This window comes from Enterobacter sp. RHBSTW-00994 (genome assembly GCF_013782625.1).
In the GTDB taxonomy this organism is placed as follows: domain Bacteria; phylum Pseudomonadota; class Gammaproteobacteria; order Enterobacterales; family Enterobacteriaceae; genus Enterobacter.
The window spans coordinates 4,816,788-4,841,035 of the sequence record NZ_CP056199.1; the positions used below are offsets into that span (position 1 = coordinate 4,816,788).

17 protein-coding genes, 2 tRNA genes and 3 rRNA genes are annotated in these 24,248 nt (G+C 49.9%); 10 read left to right on the plus strand and 12 right to left on the minus strand.

The features are described from left to right. The first annotated feature begins 262 nt into the window (after positions 1-262). The 4 genes from glnA (at position 263) to HV346_RS22980 (ending at position 4,551) form a co-directional block, all read left to right on the plus strand. A complete protein-coding gene (gene glnA / locus HV346_RS22965) occupies positions 263-1,672 on the plus strand; it encodes a glutamate--ammonia ligase (protein WP_181621548.1) in 1,410 nt (469 codons plus the stop codon). Between the two features lie 185 nt (positions 1,673-1,857). Beyond that, the gene (gene glnL / locus HV346_RS22970; RefSeq protein ID WP_181621550.1) at positions 1,858-2,907 is read left to right on the plus strand and encodes a nitrogen regulation protein NR(II); all 1,050 of its coding nucleotides are present in this window, start codon (positions 1,858-1,860) and stop codon (positions 2,905-2,907) included. Between the two features lie 11 nt (positions 2,908-2,918). After that, positions 2,919-4,331, plus strand: a complete 1,413-nt coding sequence (gene glnG / locus HV346_RS22975) for a nitrogen regulation protein NR(I) (RefSeq protein ID WP_181621552.1) — start codon at positions 2,919-2,921, stop codon at positions 4,329-4,331. 109 nt (positions 4,332-4,440) lie between these two features. Next, positions 4,441-4,551, plus strand: a complete 111-nt coding sequence (locus HV346_RS22980; RefSeq protein ID WP_181621553.1) for a YshB family small membrane protein — start codon at positions 4,441-4,443, stop codon at positions 4,549-4,551. Positions 4,552-4,591: 40 nt separating this feature from the next. On the opposite strand, the gene hemN is transcribed toward HV346_RS22980, so the two are convergent. Together hemN and yihI are read right to left on the minus strand one after the other, a co-directional pair. Then, a complete protein-coding gene (gene hemN, locus HV346_RS22985; RefSeq protein WP_181621554.1) occupies positions 4,592-5,965 on the minus strand; it encodes an oxygen-independent coproporphyrinogen III oxidase in 1,374 nt (457 codons plus the stop codon). Between the two features lie 188 nt (positions 5,966-6,153). Further along, entirely contained in the window at positions 6,154-6,672 is a 519-nt protein-coding gene (yihI, locus tag HV346_RS22990; protein ID WP_181621555.1) for a Der GTPase-activating protein YihI, read from the minus strand. Between the two features lie 566 nt (positions 6,673-7,238). On the opposite strand from yihI, the gene yihA reads away from it, so the two are divergent. Next, positions 7,239-7,868 carry a ribosome biogenesis GTP-binding protein YihA/YsxC gene (gene yihA / locus HV346_RS22995; RefSeq protein WP_181621556.1) on the plus strand — a complete coding sequence of 210 codons (630 nt, stop codon included), beginning with the start codon at positions 7,239-7,241 and terminating at the stop codon, positions 7,866-7,868. 311 nt (positions 7,869-8,179) lie between these two features. On the opposite strand, the gene polA is transcribed toward yihA, so the two are convergent. Then, positions 8,180-10,969 carry a DNA polymerase I gene (gene polA, locus HV346_RS23000; RefSeq protein ID WP_181621557.1) on the minus strand — a complete coding sequence of 930 codons (2,790 nt, stop codon included), beginning with the start codon at positions 10,967-10,969 and terminating at the stop codon, positions 8,180-8,182. A gap of 439 nt (positions 10,970-11,408) precedes the next feature. Between polA and HV346_RS23005 the strand changes: the two genes are divergently transcribed. Then, positions 11,409-12,317, plus strand: a complete 909-nt coding sequence (locus tag HV346_RS23005) for an acyltransferase (RefSeq protein ID WP_181621559.1) — start codon at positions 11,409-11,411, stop codon at positions 12,315-12,317. Between the two features lie 15 nt (positions 12,318-12,332). On the opposite strand, the gene dsbA is transcribed toward HV346_RS23005, so the two are convergent. The 3 genes from dsbA to HV346_RS23020 all read right to left on the minus strand — a co-directional run bounded on the left by dsbA (position 12,333) and on the right by HV346_RS23020 (position 14,315). Next, the gene (gene dsbA, locus HV346_RS23010) at positions 12,333-12,956 is read right to left on the minus strand and encodes a thiol:disulfide interchange protein DsbA (RefSeq protein WP_181621561.1); all 624 of its coding nucleotides are present in this window, start codon (positions 12,954-12,956) and stop codon (positions 12,333-12,335) included. Between the two features lie 27 nt (positions 12,957-12,983). Further along, positions 12,984-13,970, minus strand: a complete 987-nt coding sequence (locus HV346_RS23015; RefSeq protein ID WP_181621563.1) for a serine/threonine protein kinase — start codon at positions 13,968-13,970, stop codon at positions 12,984-12,986. A 75-nt stretch (positions 13,971-14,045) separates the two neighbouring features. Continuing rightward, positions 14,046-14,315 carry a YihD family protein gene (locus HV346_RS23020; RefSeq protein ID WP_181621565.1) on the minus strand — a complete coding sequence of 90 codons (270 nt, stop codon included), beginning with the start codon at positions 14,313-14,315 and terminating at the stop codon, positions 14,046-14,048. A 68-nt stretch (positions 14,316-14,383) separates the two neighbouring features. Between HV346_RS23020 and mobA the strand changes: the two genes are divergently transcribed. Together mobA and mobB are read left to right on the plus strand one after the other, a co-directional pair. Beyond that, positions 14,384-14,968: a molybdenum cofactor guanylyltransferase MobA gene (gene mobA / locus HV346_RS23025; RefSeq protein WP_181621567.1), complete on the plus strand. Its 585-nt coding sequence runs from the start codon at positions 14,384-14,386 to the stop codon at positions 14,966-14,968. Next, the gene (gene mobB, locus HV346_RS23030; RefSeq protein ID WP_181621568.1) at positions 14,965-15,471 is read left to right on the plus strand and encodes a molybdopterin-guanine dinucleotide biosynthesis protein MobB; all 507 of its coding nucleotides are present in this window, start codon (positions 14,965-14,967) and stop codon (positions 15,469-15,471) included. The genes mobA and mobB overlap by 4 nt, the downstream gene beginning before the upstream one ends. Positions 15,472-15,546: 75 nt before the next feature. On the opposite strand, the gene rrf is transcribed toward mobB, so the two are convergent. The 5 genes from rrf to HV346_RS23055 form a co-directional block, all read right to left on the minus strand. Next, positions 15,547-15,662 (minus strand): 5S ribosomal RNA (rrf, locus tag HV346_RS23035). Between the two features lie 93 nt (positions 15,663-15,755). Then, positions 15,756-18,659, minus strand: a 23S ribosomal RNA gene (locus HV346_RS23040). Between the two features lie 207 nt (positions 18,660-18,866). Beyond that, positions 18,867-18,942, minus strand: a tRNA-Ala gene (locus HV346_RS23045). A gap of 47 nt (positions 18,943-18,989) precedes the next feature. Beyond that, positions 18,990-19,066: transfer RNA gene (locus HV346_RS23050), tRNA-Ile, on the minus strand. Positions 19,067-19,137: 71 nt separating this feature from the next. Next, positions 19,138-20,677: ribosomal RNA gene (locus HV346_RS23055) — 16S ribosomal RNA — on the minus strand. The 16S, 23S and 5S rRNA genes sit together here with 2 tRNA genes alongside, the layout of an rRNA operon. A gap of 479 nt (positions 20,678-21,156) precedes the next feature. Here HV346_RS23055 and HV346_RS23060 point away from each other — a divergent pair. Both HV346_RS23060 and mdtD read left to right on the plus strand, forming a co-directional pair. Then, positions 21,157-21,864, plus strand: coding sequence for a FadR/GntR family transcriptional regulator (locus tag HV346_RS23060; protein ID WP_181621570.1), 708 nt, complete (start codon positions 21,157-21,159; stop codon positions 21,862-21,864). Beyond that, positions 21,861-23,288 carry a multidrug transporter subunit MdtD gene (gene mdtD / locus HV346_RS23065; RefSeq protein ID WP_181621572.1) on the plus strand — a complete coding sequence of 476 codons (1,428 nt, stop codon included), beginning with the start codon at positions 21,861-21,863 and terminating at the stop codon, positions 23,286-23,288. Before HV346_RS23060 ends, mdtD begins: the two co-directional genes overlap by 4 nt. Here mdtD and rbsR read toward each other — a convergent pair. After that, on the minus strand, positions 23,236-24,246 hold the full coding sequence (rbsR, locus tag HV346_RS23070) for a ribose operon transcriptional repressor RbsR (RefSeq protein WP_181621573.1): 1,011 nt from the start codon (positions 24,244-24,246) through the stop codon (positions 23,236-23,238). The two genes, mdtD and rbsR, sit on opposite strands and share 53 nt — an antisense overlap. Between the last annotated feature and the right edge of the window lie 2 nt (positions 24,247-24,248).

Genomic DNA, 24,248 nt, shown 5'->3' on the forward strand with positions numbered 1-24,248 from the left:
GTAAAAAGGGCACTTTAACGTAAATTGCACCAATATGGTGCTCCATGTTCACAGTGGAGCACTATACTGGTGCAACATAACCATCGTGGTGCAGCAGTTTTGCACTATGGTGCGCATGATAACGCCTTTTTGGGGTGTTTTAAAAGTTGGCACAGATTTCGCTTTGTATAAATACGGCAAAAAGGCGGCAGCAATGCCAGCCTTACACAGAATTTGAAGACCTCGTTACCACGACGACAATGACCAATCTGGAGAGTTAAGTATGTCCGCTGAACACGTTTTGACGATGCTGAACGAACATGAAGTGAAGTTTGTTGACCTGCGCTTCACCGATACCAAAGGCAAAGAACAGCACGTCACGATTCCTGCACATCAGGTAAACGCCGAATTCTTTGAAGAAGGCAAAATGTTTGACGGCTCCTCAATTGGTGGCTGGAAAGGTATCAACGAATCCGACATGGTTCTGATGCCTGACGCAACCACGGCGCTCATTGACCCGTTCTTCGAAGAACCTACACTGATCATCCGTTGCGATATCCTCGAGCCAGGCACACTGCAAGGCTACGACCGCGACCCACGTTCCATCGCGAAACGTGCTGAAGAGTACCTGCGTTCTACTGGCATCGCAGACACCGTTCTGTTTGGGCCAGAGCCAGAGTTCTTCCTGTTTGACGACATCCGTTTTGGCGCATCCATCTCTGGTTCTCACGTTGCTATCGATGACATCGAAGGTGCATGGAACTCTTCCACCAAATACGAAGGTGGTAACAAAGGTCACCGTCCAGGCGTGAAAGGCGGTTACTTCCCGGTTCCTCCGGTCGATTCTTCACAGGACATCCGTTCGACCATGTGTCTGATCATGGAAGAAATGGGTCTGGTTGTTGAAGCGCATCACCACGAAGTAGCAACTGCTGGCCAGAACGAAATCGCGACCCGCTTCAATACGATGACCAAGAAAGCGGACGAGATTCAGATTTACAAATATGTGGTCCACAACGTTGCACACCGTTTCGGTAAAACCGCAACCTTCATGCCAAAACCAATGTTCGGCGATAACGGTTCCGGTATGCACTGCCACATGTCCCTGTCCAAGAACGGTACTAACCTGTTCTCTGGTGACAAATATGCCGGTCTGTCTGAGCAGGCGCTGTACTACATTGGTGGCGTAATCAAACACGCTAAAGCAATTAACGCCCTGGCAAACCCAACCACCAACTCATACAAGCGTCTGGTCCCTGGCTACGAAGCACCAGTAATGCTGGCTTACTCCGCCCGTAACCGCTCTGCTTCTATCCGTATTCCAGTGGTTGCATCTCCGAAAGCACGTCGTATCGAAGTGCGCTTCCCGGATCCAGCGGCTAACCCATACCTGTGCTTCGCAGCACTGCTGATGGCGGGTCTGGACGGCATTAAGAACAAGATCCACCCAGGCGAAGCGATGGACAAAAACCTGTACGATCTGCCTCCAGAAGAAGCGAAAGAGATCCCACAGGTTGCAGGTTCTCTGGAAGAGGCATTGAACGCACTGGACGCAGACCGTGAGTTCCTGACGGCCGGCGGTGTCTTCACTAACGACGCTATCGATGCTTACATCGCGCTGCGTATTGAAGAAAATGACCGCGTGCGTATGACTCCGCACCCAGTTGAGTTCGAACTGTACTACAGCGTTTAAGTTTTAACGGGTTTTGCGCGACCTTTTACGTGCAAGCCCGAAAGCCGTTTTTTGTTGCCGTGGAAACTTTCAGCCCATCTTCGGATGGGCTTTTTTCTCCACCAACAAACTGATCTCACGCGCTTTTCACGACGGAAAAGCTATACTGCACTAAATTAGTGCAAACAACTCCAGGAGACTGCTGAATGGCAACTGGCACGCTGCCCGATGCTGGGCAGATCCTCAATTCTTTAATAAACAGTATATTGCTGGTCGACGACGAGCTGGCCGTGCATTACGCCAACCCGGCGGCACAGCAACTGCTCGCCCAAAGCGCGCGTAAACTGTTTGGTACACCACTTCCGGAATTGTTGAGCTATTTTTCCCTGAATATTGGGCTGATGCAGGAGAGTTTGCAGGCCGGACAGGGGTTCACCGATAACGAAGTGACGCTGGTCATTGATGGCCGCTCCCACATTCTTTCCCTGACTGCGCAACGGCTGCCTGAAGGACTTATTTTGCTGGAAATGGCGCCAATGGATAACCAGCGTCGCCTGAGCCAGGAACAGCTCCAGCACGCACAGCAAATCGCGGCTCGCGATCTGGTTCGCGGTCTTGCCCATGAAATAAAAAACCCGCTTGGTGGCTTACGTGGCGCTGCGCAGCTACTCACCAAAGCACTGCCAGACCCGGCGCTGGCCGAATACACCAATGTCATCATTGAACAGGCCGACCGTCTACGCAACCTGGTCGACAGACTGCTGGGACCGCAACAGCCTGGTATGCACGTATCAGAAAGCATTCATAAAGTGGCTGAGCGAGTAGTGAAACTCGTTTCGATGGAGCTACCGGAAAACGTCACACTGGTTCGCGACTATGACCCAAGCTTGCCTGAATTGGCGCATGATCCCGACCAGATTGAGCAGGTTTTACTGAATATCGTTCGAAATGCCTTACAAGCTTTGGGCCCTGAAGGTGGGGAAATCGTGCTGCGTACCCGCACCGCCTTCCAGCTCACATTACATGGCGTGCGCTATCGCCTGGCGGCACGTATTGATATTGAAGATAACGGTCCGGGTATTCCTTCCCATCTACAGGATACGCTGTTTTATCCCATGGTGAGTGGCCGCGAAGGTGGGACCGGACTTGGGTTATCTATTGCCCGTAATTTGATCGATCAACACTCTGGCAAAATTGAATTTACCAGTTGGCCTGGTCATACCGAGTTTTCGGTTTACCTGCCAATTAAAAAATAAAGGTGACGTTTATGCAACGAGGGATAGTCTGGGTAGTCGATGACGATAGCTCCATCCGTTGGGTGCTTGAACGCGCACTCACAGGGGCGGGATTAAGCTGCACGACATTTGAGAACGGCAGCGAAGTGCTCGACGCACTCACCACAAAAACCCCGGATGTTCTGCTTTCCGATATTCGCATGCCGGGGATGGACGGGCTGGCGCTCTTAAAACAGATCAAACAACGCCACCCTATGCTTCCGGTCATCATAATGACAGCACATTCCGATCTGGATGCCGCCGTTAGCGCCTATCAACAAGGGGCATTTGATTATCTGCCAAAACCGTTTGATATCGATGAAGCGGTAGCCCTGGTTGAGCGTGCGATCAGTCACTATCAGGAACAACAGCAGCCCCGTAACGCTCCCGTTTTTGGGCCAACGACGGATATCATTGGTGAAGCACCTGCGATGCAGGATGTTTTTCGCATTATCGGTCGTCTGTCGCGCTCTTCCATCAGTGTGTTGATTAACGGCGAGTCAGGAACCGGTAAAGAGCTGGTCGCGCATGCTTTACATCGCCACAGCCCACGAGCAAAAGCGCCATTTATCGCACTGAATATGGCGGCAATCCCAAAGGATTTGATTGAATCAGAGCTATTTGGTCACGAAAAAGGGGCATTTACTGGCGCAAATACGATTCGTCAGGGTCGCTTTGAACAAGCCGATGGCGGAACACTGTTCCTTGATGAGATCGGTGATATGCCGCTGGATGTCCAGACTCGCCTGCTGCGCGTACTGGCCGACGGACAATTCTATCGTGTAGGCGGTTATGCTCCGGTAAAAGTTGATGTGCGCATTATTGCCGCAACGCACCAAAACCTGGAACAACGCGTACAGGAAGGTAAATTCCGCGAAGATCTGTTCCACCGCCTGAATGTCATCCGCGTCCATCTGCCCCCCCTGCGTGAACGTCGGGAAGATATCCCTCGCCTGGCGCGTCACTTTTTGCAGGTTGCCGCACGTGAACTCGGCGTGGAAGCTAAACAACTTCACCCGGAAACCGATGCAGCACTCACGCGTCTGGCATGGCCTGGTAACGTTCGTCAGCTGGAAAACACCTGCCGCTGGCTGACTGTGATGGCTGCTGGCCAGGAAGTCTTGATTCAGGACTTACCGAGTGAGTTGTTTGACGCAACTGTACCAGACAGCAGTACCGGGCATACATTGCCAGACAGTTGGGCAACACTGTTAGCCCAATGGGCCGATCGCGCGTTGCGTTCCGGTCATCAAAACCTGTTGTCTGAAGCTCAACCAGAAATGGAGCGCACCTTACTGACCACTGCGCTTCGTCATACTCAGGGCCATAAACAGGAAGCAGCACGACTGCTGGGATGGGGTCGTAATACCCTGACACGTAAGTTGAAAGAGTTAGGAATGGAGTGATTTTTACCATTGTGTAAAGATTACAAATTGAGCGCAAATTGGCGTTATTTTGCGCTTTACTGTTCCGATGAGTTTTGTATGATCGTGCCCGGAAATTGGGGGGATCATCATGCTGGAATCATTAGTGAATTTGCTCTCGAGCGGAGCTGCGGAAAGCCACACGCCGCAAGCAGCCGTTGCCGCGGTGTTGTGTGCGGCACTGGTTGGGCTTTTTAGCTAGACGGTTTGCCGGGTAATGCTTCGCATACCCGGCAATACCATTAGATAACGCGCGAAAACTGCTGCAGACGCGCCTTCTGACGCAGATAGGCGTCAAAGCACATACAGATATTACGAATCAATAAGCGCCCTTTTGGCGTCACCTCAATCCCGCTATCCGTGACATCCACCAGCCCATCTTTTGCCAGTGGCGTAAGTAGCTTCAGGTCTTCCGCAAAGTAATCGCTGAATTGCAGATCCCAGTGTAGTTCCACGTCACTGAAGTCGAGACGGAAATTGCAGATAAGCGCTTTAATCACATCACGACGAATGCAATCGTCACGCGTTAACGCGATACCTCGCCACAGGGCGTTTCCAGTTTCATCAACCTGCTGATAATACTGCTTTAGCTCTTTCTGGTTCTGTGCATAGCAGTCGCCCATCATGCTGATGGCGGATACGCCCATACCCAGTAAATCTGTATCACCTTGCGTGGTGTAGCCCTGGAAATTACGATGCAATATCCCTTCTCTCTGCGCGATTGCCAGCTCATCATCAGGACGGGCAAAGTGGTCCATACCGATAAACTGATAACCTGTCTCAGTCAGTGACGTGATGGTTTCCTGCAAAATATCCAGCTTCTGCTGAGCAGAAGGCAGATCGGCATCTTTGATTTTGCGCTGAGCAGCAAAGAGCGTTGGCAGATGAGCATAGTTAAATACGCTCAGGCGATCGGGGTTCAGCTCGGCCACACGTTTCAGCGTGAAGGCGAAACTCTCCGGCGACTGCTTTGGCAGGCCATAAATCAGGTCAATGTTGGTCGAGGTAAAACCGATGTCGCGCGCATGGTTAAGCAAGGCAAAGATAAACTCTTCGTCCTGCTCGCGATTTACCAGACGTTGTACTTCTTTGTTGAAATCCTGCACACCCATACTCAGGCGCGTAAAGCCTTCGGCGCGTAAGTGATCCAGTACATCCAGCTCTATTTCCCGCGGATCGACTTCGATCGAGATTTCAGCATCCGCATTGAAGTTAAAGTTGGAGCGCAAAAGCGCCATTAAACGGCTGATCTGCGCTTTATTCAGATAGGTTGGCGTACCACCGCCCCAGTGCAACTGGCTGACGTGACGACCGGCGAAAAGCGGTGCACGATGCAGAATTTCCTGTTCGAGCGCATCAAGGTATTGATCGGCCTTGTGCTGCTGGCGGGTAACGATTTTATTGCAACCGCAGAAATAGCAGAGTTTATGGCAAAAAGGGATGTGAACATACAGCGATAATGGCCGCTCAGGATAGCGCGCAGCCGCCTGCTGAAAATCAGCCTCACCGAAAGCTTCAGAAAACTCCAGCGCGGTTGGATAGGACGTATAACGTGGCCCGGAATAGTTATATTTCTGGATTAGGGCCAAATCCCAGTCGATAGATGGTACAGACATGCTCACTCCTTCCGTTGGTGTCGCGTTCGTATACGGCGGCCCATCCTGACCCCATTGCGGGTCATCATTCGGGTGCGCAGCCACTTCTGTCGCCGCGACAACCGCCGTAGTTTAACGAATAACCACACCAGATAACATATAACCGGAAGGGTTATAAGCAGGACTATCGAGCCTGCTGAGTGCAAATGTTAGTTTCCACCTTTCAGAAGACGCATCATATCTTCCTGCTTTTCGTCTTCTTCTTCATCTTCTTCGTCATCGTCGTAAGACAGACCCAGTTTTTGCATCAGCTCGTCGATACGATCCAGCTTGGCATCCACCCATGACTGCTCTTCAGCGGTCAAAGATTCACCCTCTTCAAGACGTTCCAGCAGCGCATCCAGGCGCTCATCATTCTCCAGCAAATCCAGCTCAGCCTGCGGTGAAAGCATAGGTTTCTCGCTCTTTGGTTTGTGCTGCTTGGTTACCGGGGTGTCCGTCACGCCCAGTGGAATTGGTGTTTTGCTGCCAATACGAGGATCTTTCTGTTTGCCGTTTTGAGCAGAAGAGCCTGATGCGCTGCTGCCATTGGCACGGCTTCCAGAGGCATGACCACTGTGCTTTTTCGCACGTTTACGGTCGCGAGCTTCCTGGTTCAATTCTTCACGTGTTTTGCGACGTGCTTTTGTGGGGCGTTTAGTGCCCGGTGCGGAAGTCGGTTTTTTCATGATGTTTTATCTTTAAGTCGTTTTCTTCAGTATAGAATTGCGGCGAAATCTAGCAGAAAGCAAGCAAAGAAAAAAGGCGACAGAGCAATCTGTCGCCTTTTTTCCTGACTCACAGCCCTTAGCGGGCCAGACATTCCTTGTTTGCCAACAACAAACCCTGTTTATCCTTTGGCTGCTACCGTCCTTGATACGGTTCCCTTTCCTGTTTAAACGCCTCCAGGCGCTGGTCATCCTGACAATCCTGAGTCTTCGCCTCCTGGCGCTCCTGACCCTTATCCTTAAGTCGTTATCCTGTTGGCATCCTCGCCTTGACGCACACTTTACCTTGTTCCATTAAACTAACAAGCAATGAGAGGGCATAAAAATAGCTTTTCAGACAAACACCCAAAACCAATGCATTGATTTATAAACACTTGTTGTTTTTTAAGTCTGCGATTTCTCTTAAATATCCTAATACATCTATGGCAAATGTCTTACAACTCTGACATCGGTATACCTATGAGGAAAGCCTTTTGGCTGCATTCAGGTATAATCCTTTTCAGAATAAGATTTACGGAGACGAGCACGTGACTACCCTGAATTATCAACAGACGCACTTTGTTACCAGTGCGCCTGATATTCGCCACTTACCTTCAGATACCGGTATCGAAGTGGCATTTGCTGGCCGTTCCAATGCGGGAAAATCCAGCGCCCTGAATACGCTGACAAACCAAAAGAGCCTGGCGCGTACGTCCAAAACACCAGGTCGAACCCAGTTGATTAACCTTTTCGAAGTTGCCGAGGGTAAACGCCTGGTCGATTTACCTGGCTATGGCTATGCGCAAGTACCGGAAGAGATGAAGATCAAATGGCAGCGCGCGCTGGGGGAATACCTCGAAAAACGCCTGTGCCTGAAAGGTCTGGTGGTACTCATGGATATTCGCCATCCATTGAAAGATCTCGATCAACAGATGATCCACTGGGCGATTGAGAGTGATATTGCTGTTCTGGTGCTGTTGACCAAAGCCGATAAACTGGCGAGCGGGGCGCGTAAAGCACAAGTTAATATGGTTCGCGAAGCGGTGATGGCATTTAATGGTGATGTGCAGGTTGAACCGTTTTCATCGCTGAAAAAGCAAGGCGTGGATAAGTTACGTCAAAAGCTGGATGGCTGGTTTAGCGAGCTGGAACCCGCAACCGAAGCGGAAGAAGAGTAATACCAGACGCGGCAATGTCCGCGTTTTTTTAGCTTATTTTTTTGTTTGCCGCAATAAAAAACGCCCCAGTCATTACTGACTGGGGCGGCTAAAATATTCAGCCAAATCCGATTACGTGAAGTAAAAGGTCTGAAAGATAGAACATCTTACCTCTGTACCCTACGTCGTTAACTCTACTCTTTTTTTATCGCTCGACAAAGCACTTTTTGTAGTTTTTTTTCACTCTTTACATAGGTAATTCTAATGATCATCACAAAACACGCGTTGTTATGTTGCTAAGTTACATAAAAATCACGTTATTCATTGAACACTTAGTGAGCGAGATCCCAATTTTCTCCACTGCCCACTTCCACCAGAAGTGGTACGTCAAGTTTCATGCTGCTTTCCATCAGTTCGTGGATCTTCTGCGAGACTGAATCAAGATCATCTTTGTGCACTTCGAACACCAGTTCATCGTGTACCTGCATAATCAGGCGCACTCGCGGTTTCTCTTTTTCCAACCAAGCATCAACAGCAATCATTGCCCGTTTAATGATGTCAGCAGCGGTTCCTTGCATTGGTGCGTTGATAGCTGCACGCTCCGCCCCAGCACGACGCGCCGCATTGCTGGATTTGATGTCCGGCAGATAAAGACGACGGCCTTCCAGCGTTTCGACGTAACCTTTTTCCTTCGCCTGCGCGCGCGTCCGCTCCATATAATCCAGAACCCCCGGATAGCGCTCGAAGTAGAGATCCATATACTTCTGTGACTCTTTACGTGGAATGTTTAATTGGCGTGAAAGGCCAAACGCGCTCATACCGTAGATCAAACCAAAGTTGATCGCTTTCGCACTACGACGTTGTTCATTCGTCACACTATCCAGCGATAGTCCAAAGACTTCTGCAGCCGTCGCCCGGTGGATATCCTTCCCTTCCGCAAAGGCTGTCAGCAGGCCTTTATCACGCGATAAATGCGCCATAATACGCAACTCAATTTGTGAGTAGTCGGCAGAGACAATCACATAATCGTCTGGCGCGATGAACGCCTGGCGAATACGACGCCCTTCTTCATTACGTACGGGAATGTTTTGCAGGTTTGGATCGGTCGATGAAAGCCGACCAGTCGCCGCAACCGCCTGATGGTAAGACGTATGAACACGACCCGTTTTCGGGTTTATCATCAACGGAAGTTTATCGGTATAGGTCGATTTTAGCTTAGCCAGACCGCGATACTCCAGAATGACTTTAGGTAACGGGTAATCTAGCGCCAGCTCTTCGAGTACCTCTTCTGACGTCGATGGCGCACCACCCGGTGTTTTTTTCAGCGGCTTAATACCCTGTTTTTCAAACAGAATAGTTTGTAATTGCTTAGGCGATGAAAGATTAAATGGCTCACCTGCAATGTCATGCGCTTTTTGCTCAAGCTCAGACAGGCGGACAGCAAGCTCACCAGAGTGATGATGCAAAACAGCAGGATCAATTTTTACGCCATTGCGTTCAATACGGGATAATACCGGAACCAGTGGCATTTCAATGTGCTTAAAGACATTGAGTGGGCCTTCCTGTTTCTGCAGTTTCGGCCACATTTTAAGATGCAATTGCAACGTGACATCCGCATCTTCTGCCGCATAACGGCCCGCTTCTTCCAGCGCAATCTGGTTAAACGTCAGTTGATTTTTGCCCTTCCCGGCAATTTCTTCAAACGTAATGGTTTTGTGCTTGAGCCAACGGTCCGAAAGGGAATCCATATCATGACGGCCAGCAACGCTATCCAGAATGTAGGACTCCAGCATTGTATCGAAGGCAATGCCACGCAGTTCGATGCCGTAATTTTGCAAAATGCCACGATCGAACTTCAGATTTTGCCCGACTTTAAGCACCTTCTCGTCTTCAAGAAGCGGCTTGAGCAATTCAAGCGCACGCGCACGCGGGATCTGATCTGGCGCATCCAGGTAGTCATGTGCCACAGGTACATACGCAGCAATACCAGGCTCAGTTGCAAACGAGAGGCCGACCATATTGGCAGAGATATTGTCCAAGCTATCAGTTTCTGTATCAAACGCGATGACAGGTGCGTTCTTAAGCTTTTCGATCCAGGTTATCAACTGGGTTTCATCGAGCAGGGTTTCATAGCGTTCAGAAGAAAGTGTACTGGTCTGCTCTTCTGCTTCTTCTGCCTCAGCCACAATCGTTTCTTTTGGTTTTACAGCAGATTTTACACCTTTAGCCTGCATCCATTTGCCAGCTTCCAGGTCTGTCGTCCAGCGCTTAAATTCGTACTTTTTAAACAGGGTTAGCAACTCATCTGTTGCAGGTTGCTGTACTTCAAGCTGTTCACATCCCAGTTCTAACTCAACGTCAGTTTTGATGGTTGCGAGTTTATAAGAGAGGTAAGCCAGCTCTTTATTTTGCTCCAGTTTAGCCGCCATGGTTTTCGCACCACGGAACGTCAGACCGGCAATTTTATCCGATTCCTTGTAAAGGGTATCAATCCCCCCCAGCCCTTGCAGTAATGCTTGCGCCGTTTTCTCACCAACACCCGGCACGCCTGGGATGTTATCTGAGGAGTCGCCCATTAAGGCAAGAAAATCAATGATCAGCTCCGGTGGCACACCGTATTTCGTGACCACTTCTTCTGGCCCAAGGATGGTATTAGTCATGGTGTTAATCAAGGTGATACCAGGCGTAACCAACTGCGCCATATCTTTATCTCCCGTACTGATCAGCACCGGACGCCCCATTTTTTCGGCTTCCCTCGCCAGTGTCCCGATCACGTCGTCAGCTTCGACACCGGAGACTGCCAGCAGTGGTAGCCCCATTGCTTTAACCATGGTATGCAACGGTTCAATTTGCGCGCGCAACTCATCCGGCATAGGAGGACGATGGGATTTGTAGTCTTCAAACAACTCATCGCGGAAAGTTTTACCTTTGGCATCAAACACAACGGCAGCATGGGATGGTTGATATTGCAGAATCAGGCTGCGTAGCATGTTAAGCACGCCATACATCGCGCCGGTGGGTTCTCCTGCACTATTGGTCAGAGGAGGAAACGCATGATACGCCCGATACAGGTAAGAAGAGCCGTCGACGAGAATAAGAGGGTTTTCTGGGATCTGAACCATAATGTCCGTGCCTTTAATCAATTTATGGATAAAGGATGCCACAGAAGGATGAAAACATCAGTTTTTAGCACCAAATACCACAAAAGATTTTACGATCGTCAGGATCCCTCGCAAAATTGAACTGTGGATAAGTTTGTGCATATTTTCGATACACCTGAATAAAAGTTATCGCCAATATATGATAGTTTATAATTTACTCTTTATTATCATGTTGTTATGAATGGATCTTCATTGCATATTTCCATCTGGTGATAATCTGTCCGATGTGGATATAAGCCTCGCCTCTGGCCTAACTATAGATAAGGCCACAATGGAGAGGAAAATGTCTCAAACTGTCAGTATGAAAGGACCATTATGTCGTCTTTTTTCTGGTAAAATCAGCGCCCAGCGCCGGAAAGCCGATCGCTAAATTACAGCTAACCATCTGAAAAAGCTCATCATGTCGAGATTACTCGCTGCGATAACAATACTGTTAAGCATCATTTTAACTATTCTGGTTACCATCGCCTGTTCTGTGCCGATCATTATCGCCGGAATAATTAAATTACTGCTGCCTGTCCCCTCTGCCTGGCGTGCGGTTTCGGCATTCTGTAATTTTATGATGTACTGTTGGTGCGAAGGACTTGCCGTACTGCTCTATCTGAATCCCCACCTGAAATGGGACGTGGAAGGGCTGGAAAAGCTGAACAAAAAAAACTGGTATTTACTGATCTGCAATCATCACAGTTGGGCAGATATCGTGGTTTTATGCGTGCTTTTCCGCAAACATATCCCAATGAACAAGTATTTCCTGAAGCAGCAGTTGGCCTGGGTCCCTTTTATTGGCCTGGCATGCTGGGCGTTGGATATGCCGTTTATGAAGCGCTATTCACGCGGTTATTTACTTCGTCATCCGGAACGTCGTGGAAAAGATGTCGAAACAACACGTCGCTCATGCGAAAAGTTTCGGTTTCACCCCACAACCATAGTCAACTTTGTTGAAGGATCTCGCTTCACCGAAGTAAAACGTCTTCAGACTCGCTCGCCTTACCAACATTTATTGCCGCCAAAAGCCGCAGGCATTGCAATGACACTTAATGTTCTTGGCGAGCAGTTCGACAAATTACTCAATGTCACTCTGTGCTACCCGGAAAATGATAAAACTCCGTTCTACGATATGCTCAGCGGAAAGCTAACGCGCATTGTTGTCCGTGTTGACCTCATCCCGGTGAACGCTGAACTGCATGGTGATTACGTGGGCGATAAAAACTTCAAACGTCGTTTCCAGCTCTGGCTCAATACACTCTGGAAAGAGAAAGATGAACAGATAGAAGAGATAAAATCTTCATACAAAAACGCCGGTCAATGACCGGCGTTTTTCTTTTTACTTCTTCTCGACCAGATATTTCACTGTATCTGCATATTGCTGCACGAAGATGTCCATGCTGCTGGTATCCATGCCCTGCATATTCAGCTGATATTTACCGTTAACATACATTGCCGGCACACCCTGAAGCTGAAGGTCTGCAGCCGCTTTTTCCTGTTGAGCGACCAGTGATTTCACAACAAAGCTATTCCATGCCGCATCATAATCTTCACCTTTCACGCCAGCATCAACAAATACCTTACGGATATCCGCGGTGGTTTGAACAGTCTGAGTTTTCTGAACGGCCTCGAACATTGGGGAGGTGATTTTGTCTTCCACGCCCAGCGCAATCGCAACCGCCCACGCCTGAGTCAGGTCTTTGCCCAGAGGGCCCAGAAACTCAACGTGGTACTTGGTCATTTTAGTGCCTTCAGGCAGCTTTTTTTTCACGTTATCAGAGACATGAAGAACTTGCTCGAACTGATAGCAGTGTGGGCAATAGAAGGAGAAAAACTCCAGTACCTGAGGCTCACCGGCAACAGGCTTATCAAGGGTGATGTACTGTTTACCGTCGGTAAACTGCGCAGCAGAAGCGCTAAATGCCAGAATCATACCTGCCAGCGCGAGCCATATTTTTTTCATAATCAACTTTCTCCTGGGTGTGTCCGATTAATACATTGGCGTTAATTGCAGAGGCGGTTCCTGCAGAACCTTAACCTGCTCAATAAATATGGATGTCTGGTTACGCCAGTAATCTTCCCCGGTTAGCCACGGGAAGTTTCTGGGAAAAGCGGGGTCGTCCCAACGCCTGATTAACCATGCGAGATAATAAACAAAACGCATTGCCCGTAAAGGCTCTATCAAGGCAATTTCGTCTGAATTAAAGGGGCTAAACTCTTCATAAGCCTCAATGATAGTTTCAAGCTGCATACGCTGCTCAGCTTTATCGCCATTGAGTAACATCCACAGATCCTGGATCGCAGGCCCCATGCGGGCATCATCAAGGTCAACAAACAGTGGGCCATCACGCCAGAGAATATTACCGGCATGGCAATCACCGTGCAGACGAAGAGCTGGCGTATCATCTCGCCAGCAGGCTTTTACTGTTTCGATAAGTTTATCTGTCGCAGCAAGGAAATTATCCTTCAGCGCACCGGGAATAAGCGCAGACATTTCGAATACCTGACGTGGTTCGAGAAGATATTCCTGAATGCCCATCGTTGGACGAGCAATAAACGGTTTTTTGCGTCCCGTCTGATGAATTCGGCCAAGATAACGAGCAACCCATTCCATTTGGTCAATATTATCGGCTTCAAACTGGCGACCGCCGAGGCTCGGAAATACTGCGTAATAGAATCCCTGATGCGTCAGCAATGTTTGGCCATCGAATTTTAATGGCGCAGCAACGGGAACATCATCGGTCAATAGATCATGTGCAAACTGATGTTCTTCCTGGATTTGCTCCGCAGACCAGCGCTGGGGGCGATAGAACTTAACGACAAAGCGCTGACGATCCTCATCCTGAAATTGATAGACGCGGTTTTCATAGCTATTTAAGGGAGTTAACCCGGAGTCCACTCGAATCCCCTGTTCGAAAAGGGCATCCATAATGGTATCCGGGTGTAATGTCTGGAAAGTAAAAGCCTGGTCGTTCATCCGATCATCCGGAAATTATACGAATGATTCAGGATATCATTTTGTGGCGATTTCGGTGTCGCCTCTTACAAGCTTTTACTCTTTAATTACGCCACGTGCACGCAACAATGCGGTTTTAAAATCTTCCTCATAATCTTTCTGGATACCAGGAATAACGGCATCTTTTGTCGAGTCACGCATTTTAAGGTGATAGATCAGGATGTCATCAGAAAGGTCTGTCAATTCACCGTCATAGCCTGACTCTTTCGCCAGTTTCTGTAAAAATTGCATCAGGTTCAGCTCTGGCTCTTTTTGCCAGGCTGGCTGGAGGAGTTCAATAACTTCATTCAGACGTTTACATTTCATGGTGGTGCTCCTTTCATTTAGAAAGACACGTTAGCAGGGTCAATCCCACAATAAAAGAGGCGATATTTGTGAATCAGTGCCGGAAAATTATCGGAGTCGTGCTGGCAGGCGGAAGAGCGACGCGGATGGGTGGGAAAGATAAGGGCTTGCAGACGCTTAACAACAAACCGTTGTGGCAACATGTAGCGGACGCACTTCAGGGCCAGGTGGCCGAGATCGTCATCAGTGCTAACCGTCATATAGAGATTTACCGCCAAAGTGGCTATCCAGTTTATCAAGATACTCTCATCGATTATCCTGGGCCACTTGCCGGTATGCTCTCTGTTATGCAGCAATCTGACGGTGAGTGGTTTCTGTTTTGCCCCTGCGATACGCCCTTTATTCCATCTTGTCTCGCCGAACGACTGGCGAGCCAGAACAATGAGGTCCCGGCGGTATGGGTACATGATGGAGAGAGAGATCACCCAGTTATTACATTGATTCACAGAAAATTAATCCCAGACCTGCAGGCATATCTGGTTTCTGGGGAACGCCGCGTGATGGTGTTCATGCATCAGGTTGGCGGCCATTCAATTGACTTTAGCGATCTAAAAGATGCCTTTATGAACGTGAATACAATAAAAGATTTGCAGATGATGCAGGAGAAAAAATGATTCCCGTTTTAGCCATTTCTGCCTGGAGTGGTACAGGCAAAACCACCTTGTTAAAAAAATTGATACCCGCTCTTTGTTCCGCAGGAGTCCGGCCAGGGTTAATCAAACATACTCATCATAATATGGATGTCGATAAACCCGGCAAAGACAGCTACGAATTACGAAAAGCTGGAGCTGCACAAACAATCGTCGCAAGTCGTCAACGATGGGCGCTGATGACCGAGACACCCGATGAAAAAACGCTGGATCTGGGTTTTCTTGTCAGCCGAATGGATCATTCGGCGCTGGATTTGGTCCTGGTCGAAGGATTCAAGCATGAGTCGGTGGCAAAGATCCTACTTTTCAGGCGCGATGCAGGTCATGATACGTGTGAACTAACACTGGATGAGCATGTTATTGCTGTCGCCAGCGACACTGGGCTATCACTTCCAGTACCGGTTTTGGATCTGAATGATACTGACGGGATGGTTAGCCTTATTCAGCAGTGGATGGCAAGCCGTTAGGTCTGTTTTTTCGTTCATACTCACAGACGCAAAAAACCCCGGACCTTTCGGACCGGGGTTTCCTGCTTATTTGATGCCTGGCAGTTCCCTACTCTCGCATGGGGAGACCCCACACTACCATCGGCGCTACGGCGTTTCACTTCTGAGTTCGGCATGGGGTCAGGTGGGACCACCGCGCTAAAGCCGCCAGGCAAATTCTGTTCATTAACCCGCTTTCGCCGGCTAATATTATCTGTATCAGGCTGATTATCATGTCTCTTTCGCCAAAACATCTTCGGCGTTGTAAGGTTAAGCCTCACGGTTCATTAGTATCGGTTAGCTCAACGTATCGCTACGCTTACACACCCGACCTATCAACGTCGTAGTCTTCAACGTTCCTTCAGGACCCTTAAAGGGTCAGGGAGAACTCATCTCGGGGCAAGTTTCGTGCTTAGATGCTTTCAGCACTTATCTCTTCCGCATTTAGCTACCGGGCAATGCCATTGGCATGACAACCCGAACACCAGTGATGCGTCCACTCCGGTCCTCTCGTACTAGGAGCAGCCCCCCTCAATTCTCCAGCGCCCACGGCAGATAGGGACCGAACTGTCTCACGACGTTCTAAACCCAGCTCGCGTACCACTTTAAACGGCGAACAGCCGTACCCTTGGGACCTACTTCAGCCCCAGGATGTGATGAGCCGACATCGAGGTGCCAAACACCGCCGTCGATATGAACTCTTGGGCGGTATCAGCCTGTTATCCCCGGAGTACCTTTTATCCGTTGAGCGATGGCCCTTCCATTCAGAACCACCGGATCACTATGACCTGCTTTCGCACCTGCTCGAGCCGTCACTCTCGCAGTCAAGCTAGCTTATGCCATTGCACTAACCTCCTGATGTCCGACCAGGATTAGCTAACCTTCGTGCTCCTCCGTTACTCTTTGGGAGGAGACCGCCCCAGTCAAACTACCCACCAGACACTGTCCGCAACCCGGATCACGGGTCCACGTTAGAACACCAGCCATTAAAGGGTGGTATTTCAAGGGCGGCTCCACGCAGACTGGCGTCCACGCTTCAAAGCCTCCCACCTATCCTACACATCAAGGACCAGTGTTCAGTGTCAAGCTATAGTAAAGGTTCACGGGGTCTTTCCGTCTTGCCGCGGGTACACTGCATCTTCACAGCGAGTTCAATTTCACTGAGTCTCGGGTGGAGACAGCCTGGCCATCATTACGCCATTCGTGCAGGTCGGAACTTACCCGACAAGGAATTTCGCTACCTTAGGACCGTTATAGTTACGGCCGCCGTTTACCGGGGCTTCGATCAAGAGCTTCGCGTTGCCGCTGACCCCATCAATTAACCTTCCGGCACCGGGCAGGCGTCACACCGTATACGTCCACTTTCGTGTTTGCACAGTGCTGTGTTTTTAATAAACAGTTGCAGCCAGCTGGTATCTTCGACTGATTTCAGCTCCACCCGCAGGGGCTTCACCTACATATCAGCGTGCCTTCTCCCGAAGTTACGGCACCATTTTGCCTAGTTCCTTCACCCGAGTTCTCTCAAGCGCCTTGGTATTCTCTACCTGACCACCTGTGTCGGTTTGGGGTACGATTTCGTGTTACCTGATGCTTAGAGGCTTTTCCTGGAAGCAGGGCATTTGTTACTTCAGCACCGTAGTGCCTCGTCATCACACCTCAGCGTTAAAAGAGTCCGGATTTACCTAAACTCTCCGCCTACATGCTTAAACCGGGACAACCGTCGCCCGGCTAACATAGCCTTCTCCGTCCCCCCTTCGCAGTAACACCAAGTACAGGAATATTAACCTGTTTCCCATCGACTACGCCTTTCGGCCTCGCCTTAGGGGTCGACTCACCCTGCCCCGATTAACGTTGGACAGGAACCCTTGGTCTTCCGGCGTGCGGGCTTTTCACCCGCATTATCGTTACTTATGTCAGCATTCGCACTTCTGATACCTCCAGCATCCCTCACAGGACACCTTCAACGGCTTACAGAACGCTCCCCTACCCAACAACACATAGTGTCGCTGCCGCAGCTTCGGTGCATGGTTTAGCCCCGTTACATCTTCCGCGCAGGCCGACTCGACCAGTGAGCTATTACGCTTTCTTTAAATGATGGCTGCTTCTAAGCCAACATCCTGGCTGTCTGTGCCTTCCCACATCGTTTCCCACTTAACCATGACTTTGGGACCTTAGCTGGCGGTCTGGGTTGTTTCCCTCTTCACGACGGACGTTAGCACCCGCCGTGTGTCTCCCGTGATAACATTCTTCGGTATTCGTAGTTTGCATCGGGTTGGTAAGCCGGGATGGCCCCCTAGCCGAAACAGTGCTCTACCCCCGAAGATGAGTTCACGAGGCGCTACCTAAATAGCTTTCGGGGAGAACCAGCTATCTCCCGGTTTGATTGGCCTTTCACCCCCAGCCACAAGTCATCCGCTAATTTTTCAACATTAGTCGGTTCGGTCCTCCAGTTAGTGTTACCCAACCTTCAACCTGCCCATGGCTAGATCACCGGGTTTCGGGTCTATACCCTGCAACTTAACGCCCAGTTAAGACTCGGTTTCCCTTCGGCTCCCCTATTCGGTTAACCTTGCTACAGAATATAAGTCGCTGACCCATTATACAAAAGGTACGCAGTCACCCCATAAAGAGGCTCCCACTGCTTGTACGTACACGGTTTCAGGTTCTTTTTCACTCCCCTCGCCGGGGTTCTTTTCGCCTTTCCCTCACGGTACTGGTTCACTATCGGTCAGTCAGGAGTATTTAGCCTTGGAGGATGGTCCCCCCATATTCAGACAGGATACCACGTGTCCCGCCCTACTCTTCGAGTTCACACCAGATGCGTTTTTGTGTACGGGACTATCACCCTGTACCGCCGGACTTTCCAGACCGTTCCACTAACACACCTGCTGATTCAGACTCTGGGCTGCTCCCCGTTCGCTCGCCGCTACTGGGGGAATCTCGGTTGATTTCTTTTCCTCGGGGTACTTAGATGTTTCAGTTCCCCCGGTTCGCCTCGTTAACCTATGTATTCAGTTAACGATAGTGCAACGAATTGCACTGGGTTTCCCCATTCGGACATCGCCGGGTCAAAGGTTCATATCACCTCGCCGACGCTTTTCGCAGATTAGCACGTCCTTCATCGCCTCTGACTGCCAGGGCATCCACCGTGTACGCTTAGTCGCTTAACCTCACAACCCGAAGATGTTTCTTTCGATTCATCATCAAATTGCGAAAATTTGAGAGACTCGAACACACCTTCATCTGTTCTTATTACGGAGAACAGACACAGTGTGTCGTTTCAATTTTCAGCTTGATCCAGATTTTTAAAGAGCAAAACTTCGCAGTGAACCTTTTCAGGTACACTCTGAAGTTTTCTTGTTTTCAACAGTAAAGGATGGTGGAGCTATGCGGGATCGAACCGCAGACCTCCTGCGTGCAAGGCAGGCGCTCTCCCAGCTGAGCTATAACCCCATCGAAAGACTAATCTCTGTACCGCTCATCCTTGTTCATAAGGATTTTGGTAGGCCTGAGTGGACTTGAACCACCGACCTCACCCTTATCAGGGGTGCGCTCTAACCACCTGAGCTACAAGCCTGCAGAGATTCTTTACTGCTTATTTTTCATCAGACAATCTGTGTGGACACTACAAAGGCAGGTTCTTTAAGGTAAGGAGGTGATCCAACCGCAGGTTCCCCTACGGTTACCTTGTTACGACTTCACCCCAGTCATGAATCACAAAGTGGTAAGCGCCCTCCCGAAGGTTAAGCTACCTACTTCTTTTGCAACCCACTCCCATGGTGTGACGGGCGGTGTGTACAAGGCCCGGGAACGTATTCACCGTAGCATTCTGATCTACGATTACTAGCGATTCCGACTTCATGGAGTCGAGTTGCAGACTCCAATCCGGACTACGACATACTTTATGAGGTCCGCTTGCTCTCGCGAGGTCGCTTCTCTTTGTATATGCCATTGTAGCACGTGTGTAGCCCTACTCGTAAGGGCCATGATGACTTGACGTCATCCCCACCTTCCTCCAGTTTATCACTGGCAGTCTCCTTTGAGTTCCCGGCCTAGCCGCTGGCAACAAAGGATAAGGGTTGCGCTCGTTGCGGGACTTAACCCAACATTTCACAACACGAGCTGACGACAGCCATGCAGCACCTGTCTCACGGTTCCCGAAGGCACTAAAGCATCTCTGCTAAATTCCGTGGATGTCAAGAGTAGGTAAGGTTCTTCGCGTTGCATCGAATTAAACCACATGCTCCACCGCTTGTGCGGGCCCCCGTCAATTCATTTGAGTTTTAACCTTGCGGCCGTACTCCCCAGGCGGTCGACTTAACGCGTTAGCTCCGGAAGCCACTCCTCAAGGGAACAACCTCCAAGTCGACATCGTTTACGGCGTGGACTACCAGGGTATCTAATCCTGTTTGCTCCCCACGCTTTCGCACCTGAGCGTCAGTCTTTGTCCAGGGGGCCGCCTTCGCCACCGGTATTCCTCCAGATCTCTACGCATTTCACCGCTACACCTGGAATTCTACCCCCCTCTACAAGACTCTAGCCTGCCAGTTTCGAATGCAGTTCCCAGGTTGAGCCCGGGGATTTCACATCCGACTTGACAGACCGCCTGCGTGCGCTTTACGCCCAGTAATTCCGATTAACGCTTGCACCCTCCGTATTACCGCGGCTGCTGGCACGGAGTTAGCCGGTGCTTCTTCTGCGGGTAACGTCAATCGCTGTGGTTATTAACCACAACGCCTTCCTCCCCGCTGAAAGTACTTTACAACCCGAAGGCCTTCTTCATACACGCGGCATGGCTGCATCAGGCTTGCGCCCATTGTGCAATATTCCCCACTGCTGCCTCCCGTAGGAGTCTGGACCGTGTCTCAGTTCCAGTGTGGCTGGTCATCCTCTCAGACCAGCTAGGGATCGTCGCCTAGGTGAGCCATTACCCCACCTACTAGCTAATCCCATCTGGGCACATCTGATGGCAAGAGGCCCGAAGGTCCCCCTCTTTGGTCTTGCGACATTATGCGGTATTAGCTACCGTTTCCAGTAGTTATCCCCCTCCATCAGGCAGTTTCCCAGACATTACTCACCCGTCCGCCGCTCGTCACCCGGGAGCAAGCTCCCTGTGTTACCGCCCGACTTGCATGTGTTAGGCCTGCCGCCAGCGTTCAATCTGAGCCATGATCAAACTCTTCAATTTAAGTTTGATGCTCGTGAATTAAACTTCGTAATGAATTACGTATGTTCACTCAGAGACTTGGTATTCATTTTTCGTCTTGCGACGTCAAGAATCCATGTCACTTTGAGTGCCCACACAGATTGTCTGATAAATTGTTAAAGAGCAGTGCAACGCGGCTTTCGCTCACCGTTGCGAGGTCCCGTATAATACGTTTTCCTCATTCAGAGTCAAGCGTTTATTTTCGCTTTTCTCTGCCGGCGTTCATCTCTGAACCCCGCTAACCCGGCGGCCTGTAAGCCGTTGTTCCGTGTCAGTGGAGGCGCATTATAGGGAGTTATTCGCCAGTGACAAGAGTAAATTTAAAAAAAACTTCCAGTCGCGTTTTTTTTCACCAAAACTGACTTCAGCAAGCTACAAATTGTTCTATTTGATGTATTTGAAACCACAATCACACTCCAGATGGCATACTTACCAGCATGAATCATTAAGGAAAAAGAAATATGTCCTTAACTGCACAACAGCTGGCGGCACAAAAAAACCTCTCTTATGTGCTGGCAGAGAAACTGGCTCAGCGGATCCTGGCAGGAAAATATGCACCCGGGAGTATCTTGCCAGGGGAAATGGATCTCGGTGAGCAGTTTGGCGTAAGTCGCACAGCCGTACGTGAAGCCGTCAAAACACTCACGGCAAAAGGCATGGTCCTTCCGCGTCCACGCATCGGTACACGCGTCATGCCGCAAAGTAACTGGAACTTTCTCGATCAGGAATTACTGTCCTGGTGGATGACTGAAGATAACTTTCACCAGGTTGTCGAACATTTTCTGGTTATGCGCAGTAGTCTTGAGCCTCAGGCCTGTCTGCTTGCAGCAATCCTTGGCAACACTGAGCAAAAAGCGCAACTCAATATACTCATGGAAGAGATGACATTTCTGAAGCAGCATTTCAATCGCGAGCGCTGGATTGAAGTTGATATGGCATGGCATGAACATATCTACATGATGAGCGGAAATCCGTTTCTTACGTCTTTCGCATCTTTATTCCATTCGGTATACCGCACGTATTTTACCTCTATTACGCAAGATGAGGTGGTGAAGCTGGATCTACACCAGGCCATCGTTGATGCGATTCAGGATAGTGACGGACAACAGGCACTGAGTGCGTGCCAGGCATTATTGAGCGCACCCAATCAGCAGCAGGTAAATAAATGACTGAAAGAAAAGCACGCAGCATGGCCGGTTTACCGTGGATTGCAGCCATGGCGTTCTTTATGCAGGCATTGGATGCCACCATCCTTAACACCGCACTCCCCGACATTGCACAAAGCCTCAACCGTTCCCCACTGGCCATGCAGTCCGCTATCATTAGTTACACGCTTACTGTTGCAATGCTGATACCCGTCAGTGGCTGGCTGGCCGACCGTTTCGGCACTCGCCGGGTGTTTATGGTTGCGGTCACGCTCTTTACGCTGGGTTCATTCGCCTGTGCGTTGTCGACATCCCTCACGGAGCTTGTAATCTTTCGCGTACTGCAAGGGATTGGCGGCGCCATGATGATGCCGGTAGCGCGTCTGGCGTTACTTCGTGCCTATCCCCGCAGTGAACTGTTGCCTGTGCTTAACTTTGTCACCATGCCTGGACTGGTTGGCCCCATCCTTGGCCCGGTTCTTGGTGGTGTATTAGTGACATGGGCAAGCTGGCACTGGATATTCCTGATTAACATTCCGATTGGTGTAGCGGGTCTTTGCTATGCCCGGAAATATATGCCGAACTTCACGACGCCAAAACGTCGCTTTGATATGGGCGGTTTTTTCCTGTTTGGTCTGAGCCTGGTACTCTTCTCCAGCGGAATGGAATTATTTGGCGAGAAAATCGTGGCGACATGGATTGCGCTGTCCATCATCCTGAGCGGCATTCTGCTTTTATTGTTCTACATTCGTCACGCACGTCGCCATCCCGCCCCCCTGATTTCACTTTCCCTTTTTCGCACTCGGACCTTCTCCGTCGGCATCGCCGGGAATATTGCCTCACGCCTCGGAACCGGATGTGTGCCCTTTTTGATGCCACTGATGCTACAAGTGGGGTTTGGTTATCCGGCCCTGATCGCAGGTTGCATGATGGCCCCGACCGCGGTGGGTTCAATCCTGGCAAAATCACTCGTGACGCAAGTCCTGCGCATGTTGGGTTATAGAAAGACGTTGGTTGGTATCACAATATTTATAGGCATCATGATTGCGCAGTTCTCACTTCAGTCTGCGGCTTTGCCGGTATGGATGTTGATTCTGCCACTCTTTATTTTAGGTATGGCGATGTCCACCCAGTTCACCTCGATGAATACCATCACGCTTGCGGATCTTTCCGACGAGAACGCCAGCAGTGGCAACAGCGTACTGGCTGTTACCCAACAGTTGTCGATCAGTTTAGGTGTTGCGGTAAGTGCAGCGGTGCTGCGCATTTATGAAGGTATTGAAGGAACCAACACAGTGGAACAGTTTCACTATACCTTTATAACGATGGGGGGGATTACCGTTGTCTCTGCTCTGGTCTTCATGCTGTTAAAGCCGAAAGATGGCCGGAACATGATTAAAGATCGCCACCCGTCGAAACAGACCCGCGTTCCATCAGAACAGGAGTAAGTTGTAAGCGCTGCTGTTGCAAGGCGGGTTGCGCCATTCGGTGAATCAACACGTCGATAGCCAACTCGCCCAGTTCATCTTTCGGTTGATGAATCGTTGTCAGCGGCGGCGTCATGTAACGCGCTAGTTCAATATCATCATAGCCAATGATGGCCATATCGTCCGGAACACGTAATCCCGCCTGGTACAACGCCTGATATGCCCCAAATGCCATCGCATCGTTGCCGATAAAGACCGCCTGTGGACGTAGCTCTTGCGCCAGAAGAGTCTGCATCGCCTCAAAGCCACCGTTAAATTCGAAATCACCCGTGATGCGATACCCATCAGGGATAGAAATCCCCGCCCGCTCCATCGCGGAAAGATACCCTTCAAGACGCAAACGCGCCGGTGTTTTATCCAGAGGCCCAGTAATGCAGGCAATTCGGGTATATCCCTTATCAATCAGATGTTGGGTTGCCATATCACCACCCAACAATGAGTTGTCCTGAATCAAATCGCTGGTTCCGTCAAAGGGCGCCCAGTCCATCATTACCGTTGGTACAGAGGGATAGCGCTGCATAATCTCTTTCGATGGCTGATGGGTTTCGGTGCAGAGCAGTAATAATCCATCAACGCGTTTTTGCATCAGCGTTTCCAGATTACGGTTCATGCGCTGTTCATCGCCCTCAGTGTTACACAGCACCAGACTATAACCGCGCTCAAAGCAACTGCGCTCTACGCCGCGAACCAGCTCAGAATAAAAAGGGTTAGTACTGGCGGTAATAAGCATACCAATGGTGCGCGTCTGGTTGAGCTTGAGGCTACGTGCCAGTGCAGACGGCGCATAGTTAAGATCTTTGACTGCAGCTTCAACTTTCTCCCGAATCGCCTCACTGACAAAGCGATCGTTATTAATGACGTGAGAGACTGTCGACGTAGAAACGCCCGCGACGCGGGCGACATCTTTCATTGTGGCCAAGC

Bases quoted from the DNA above. Each gene is read 5' to 3' on its own strand.
- glnG (WP_181621552.1), top strand. From the start codon at position 2,919: ATGCAACGAGGGATAGTCTGGGTAGTCGATGACGATAGCTCCATCCGT.
- HV346_RS23020 (WP_181621565.1), bottom strand. From the start codon at position 14,315: ATGAAATGTAAACGTCTGAATGAAGTTATTGAACTCCTCCAGCCAGCC.
- HV346_RS23015 (WP_181621563.1), bottom strand. From the start codon at position 13,970: ATGAACGACCAGGCTTTTACTTTCCAGACATTACACCCGGATACCATT.
- mobB (WP_181621568.1), top strand. From the start codon at position 14,965: ATGATTCCCGTTTTAGCCATTTCTGCCTGGAGTGGTACAGGCAAAACC.
- glnA (WP_181621548.1), top strand. From the start codon at position 263: ATGTCCGCTGAACACGTTTTGACGATGCTGAACGAACATGAAGTGAAG.
- glnL (WP_181621550.1), top strand. From the start codon at position 1,858: ATGGCAACTGGCACGCTGCCCGATGCTGGGCAGATCCTCAATTCTTTA.
- HV346_RS23005 (WP_181621559.1), top strand. From the start codon at position 11,409: ATGTCGAGATTACTCGCTGCGATAACAATACTGTTAAGCATCATTTTA.
- yihI (WP_181621555.1), bottom strand. From the start codon at position 6,672: ATGAAAAAACCGACTTCCGCACCGGGCACTAAACGCCCCACAAAAGCA.
- polA (WP_181621557.1), bottom strand. From the start codon at position 10,969: ATGGTTCAGATCCCAGAAAACCCTCTTATTCTCGTCGACGGCTCTTCT.
- HV346_RS22980 (WP_181621553.1), top strand. From the start codon at position 4,441: ATGCTGGAATCATTAGTGAATTTGCTCTCGAGCGGAGCTGCGGAAAGC.
- mdtD (WP_181621572.1), top strand. From the start codon at position 21,861: ATGACTGAAAGAAAAGCACGCAGCATGGCCGGTTTACCGTGGATTGCA.
- dsbA (WP_181621561.1), bottom strand. From the start codon at position 12,956: ATGAAAAAAATATGGCTCGCGCTGGCAGGTATGATTCTGGCATTTAGC.
- HV346_RS23060 (WP_181621570.1), top strand. From the start codon at position 21,157: ATGTCCTTAACTGCACAACAGCTGGCGGCACAAAAAAACCTCTCTTAT.
- hemN (WP_181621554.1), bottom strand. From the start codon at position 5,965: ATGTCTGTACCATCTATCGACTGGGATTTGGCCCTAATCCAGAAATAT.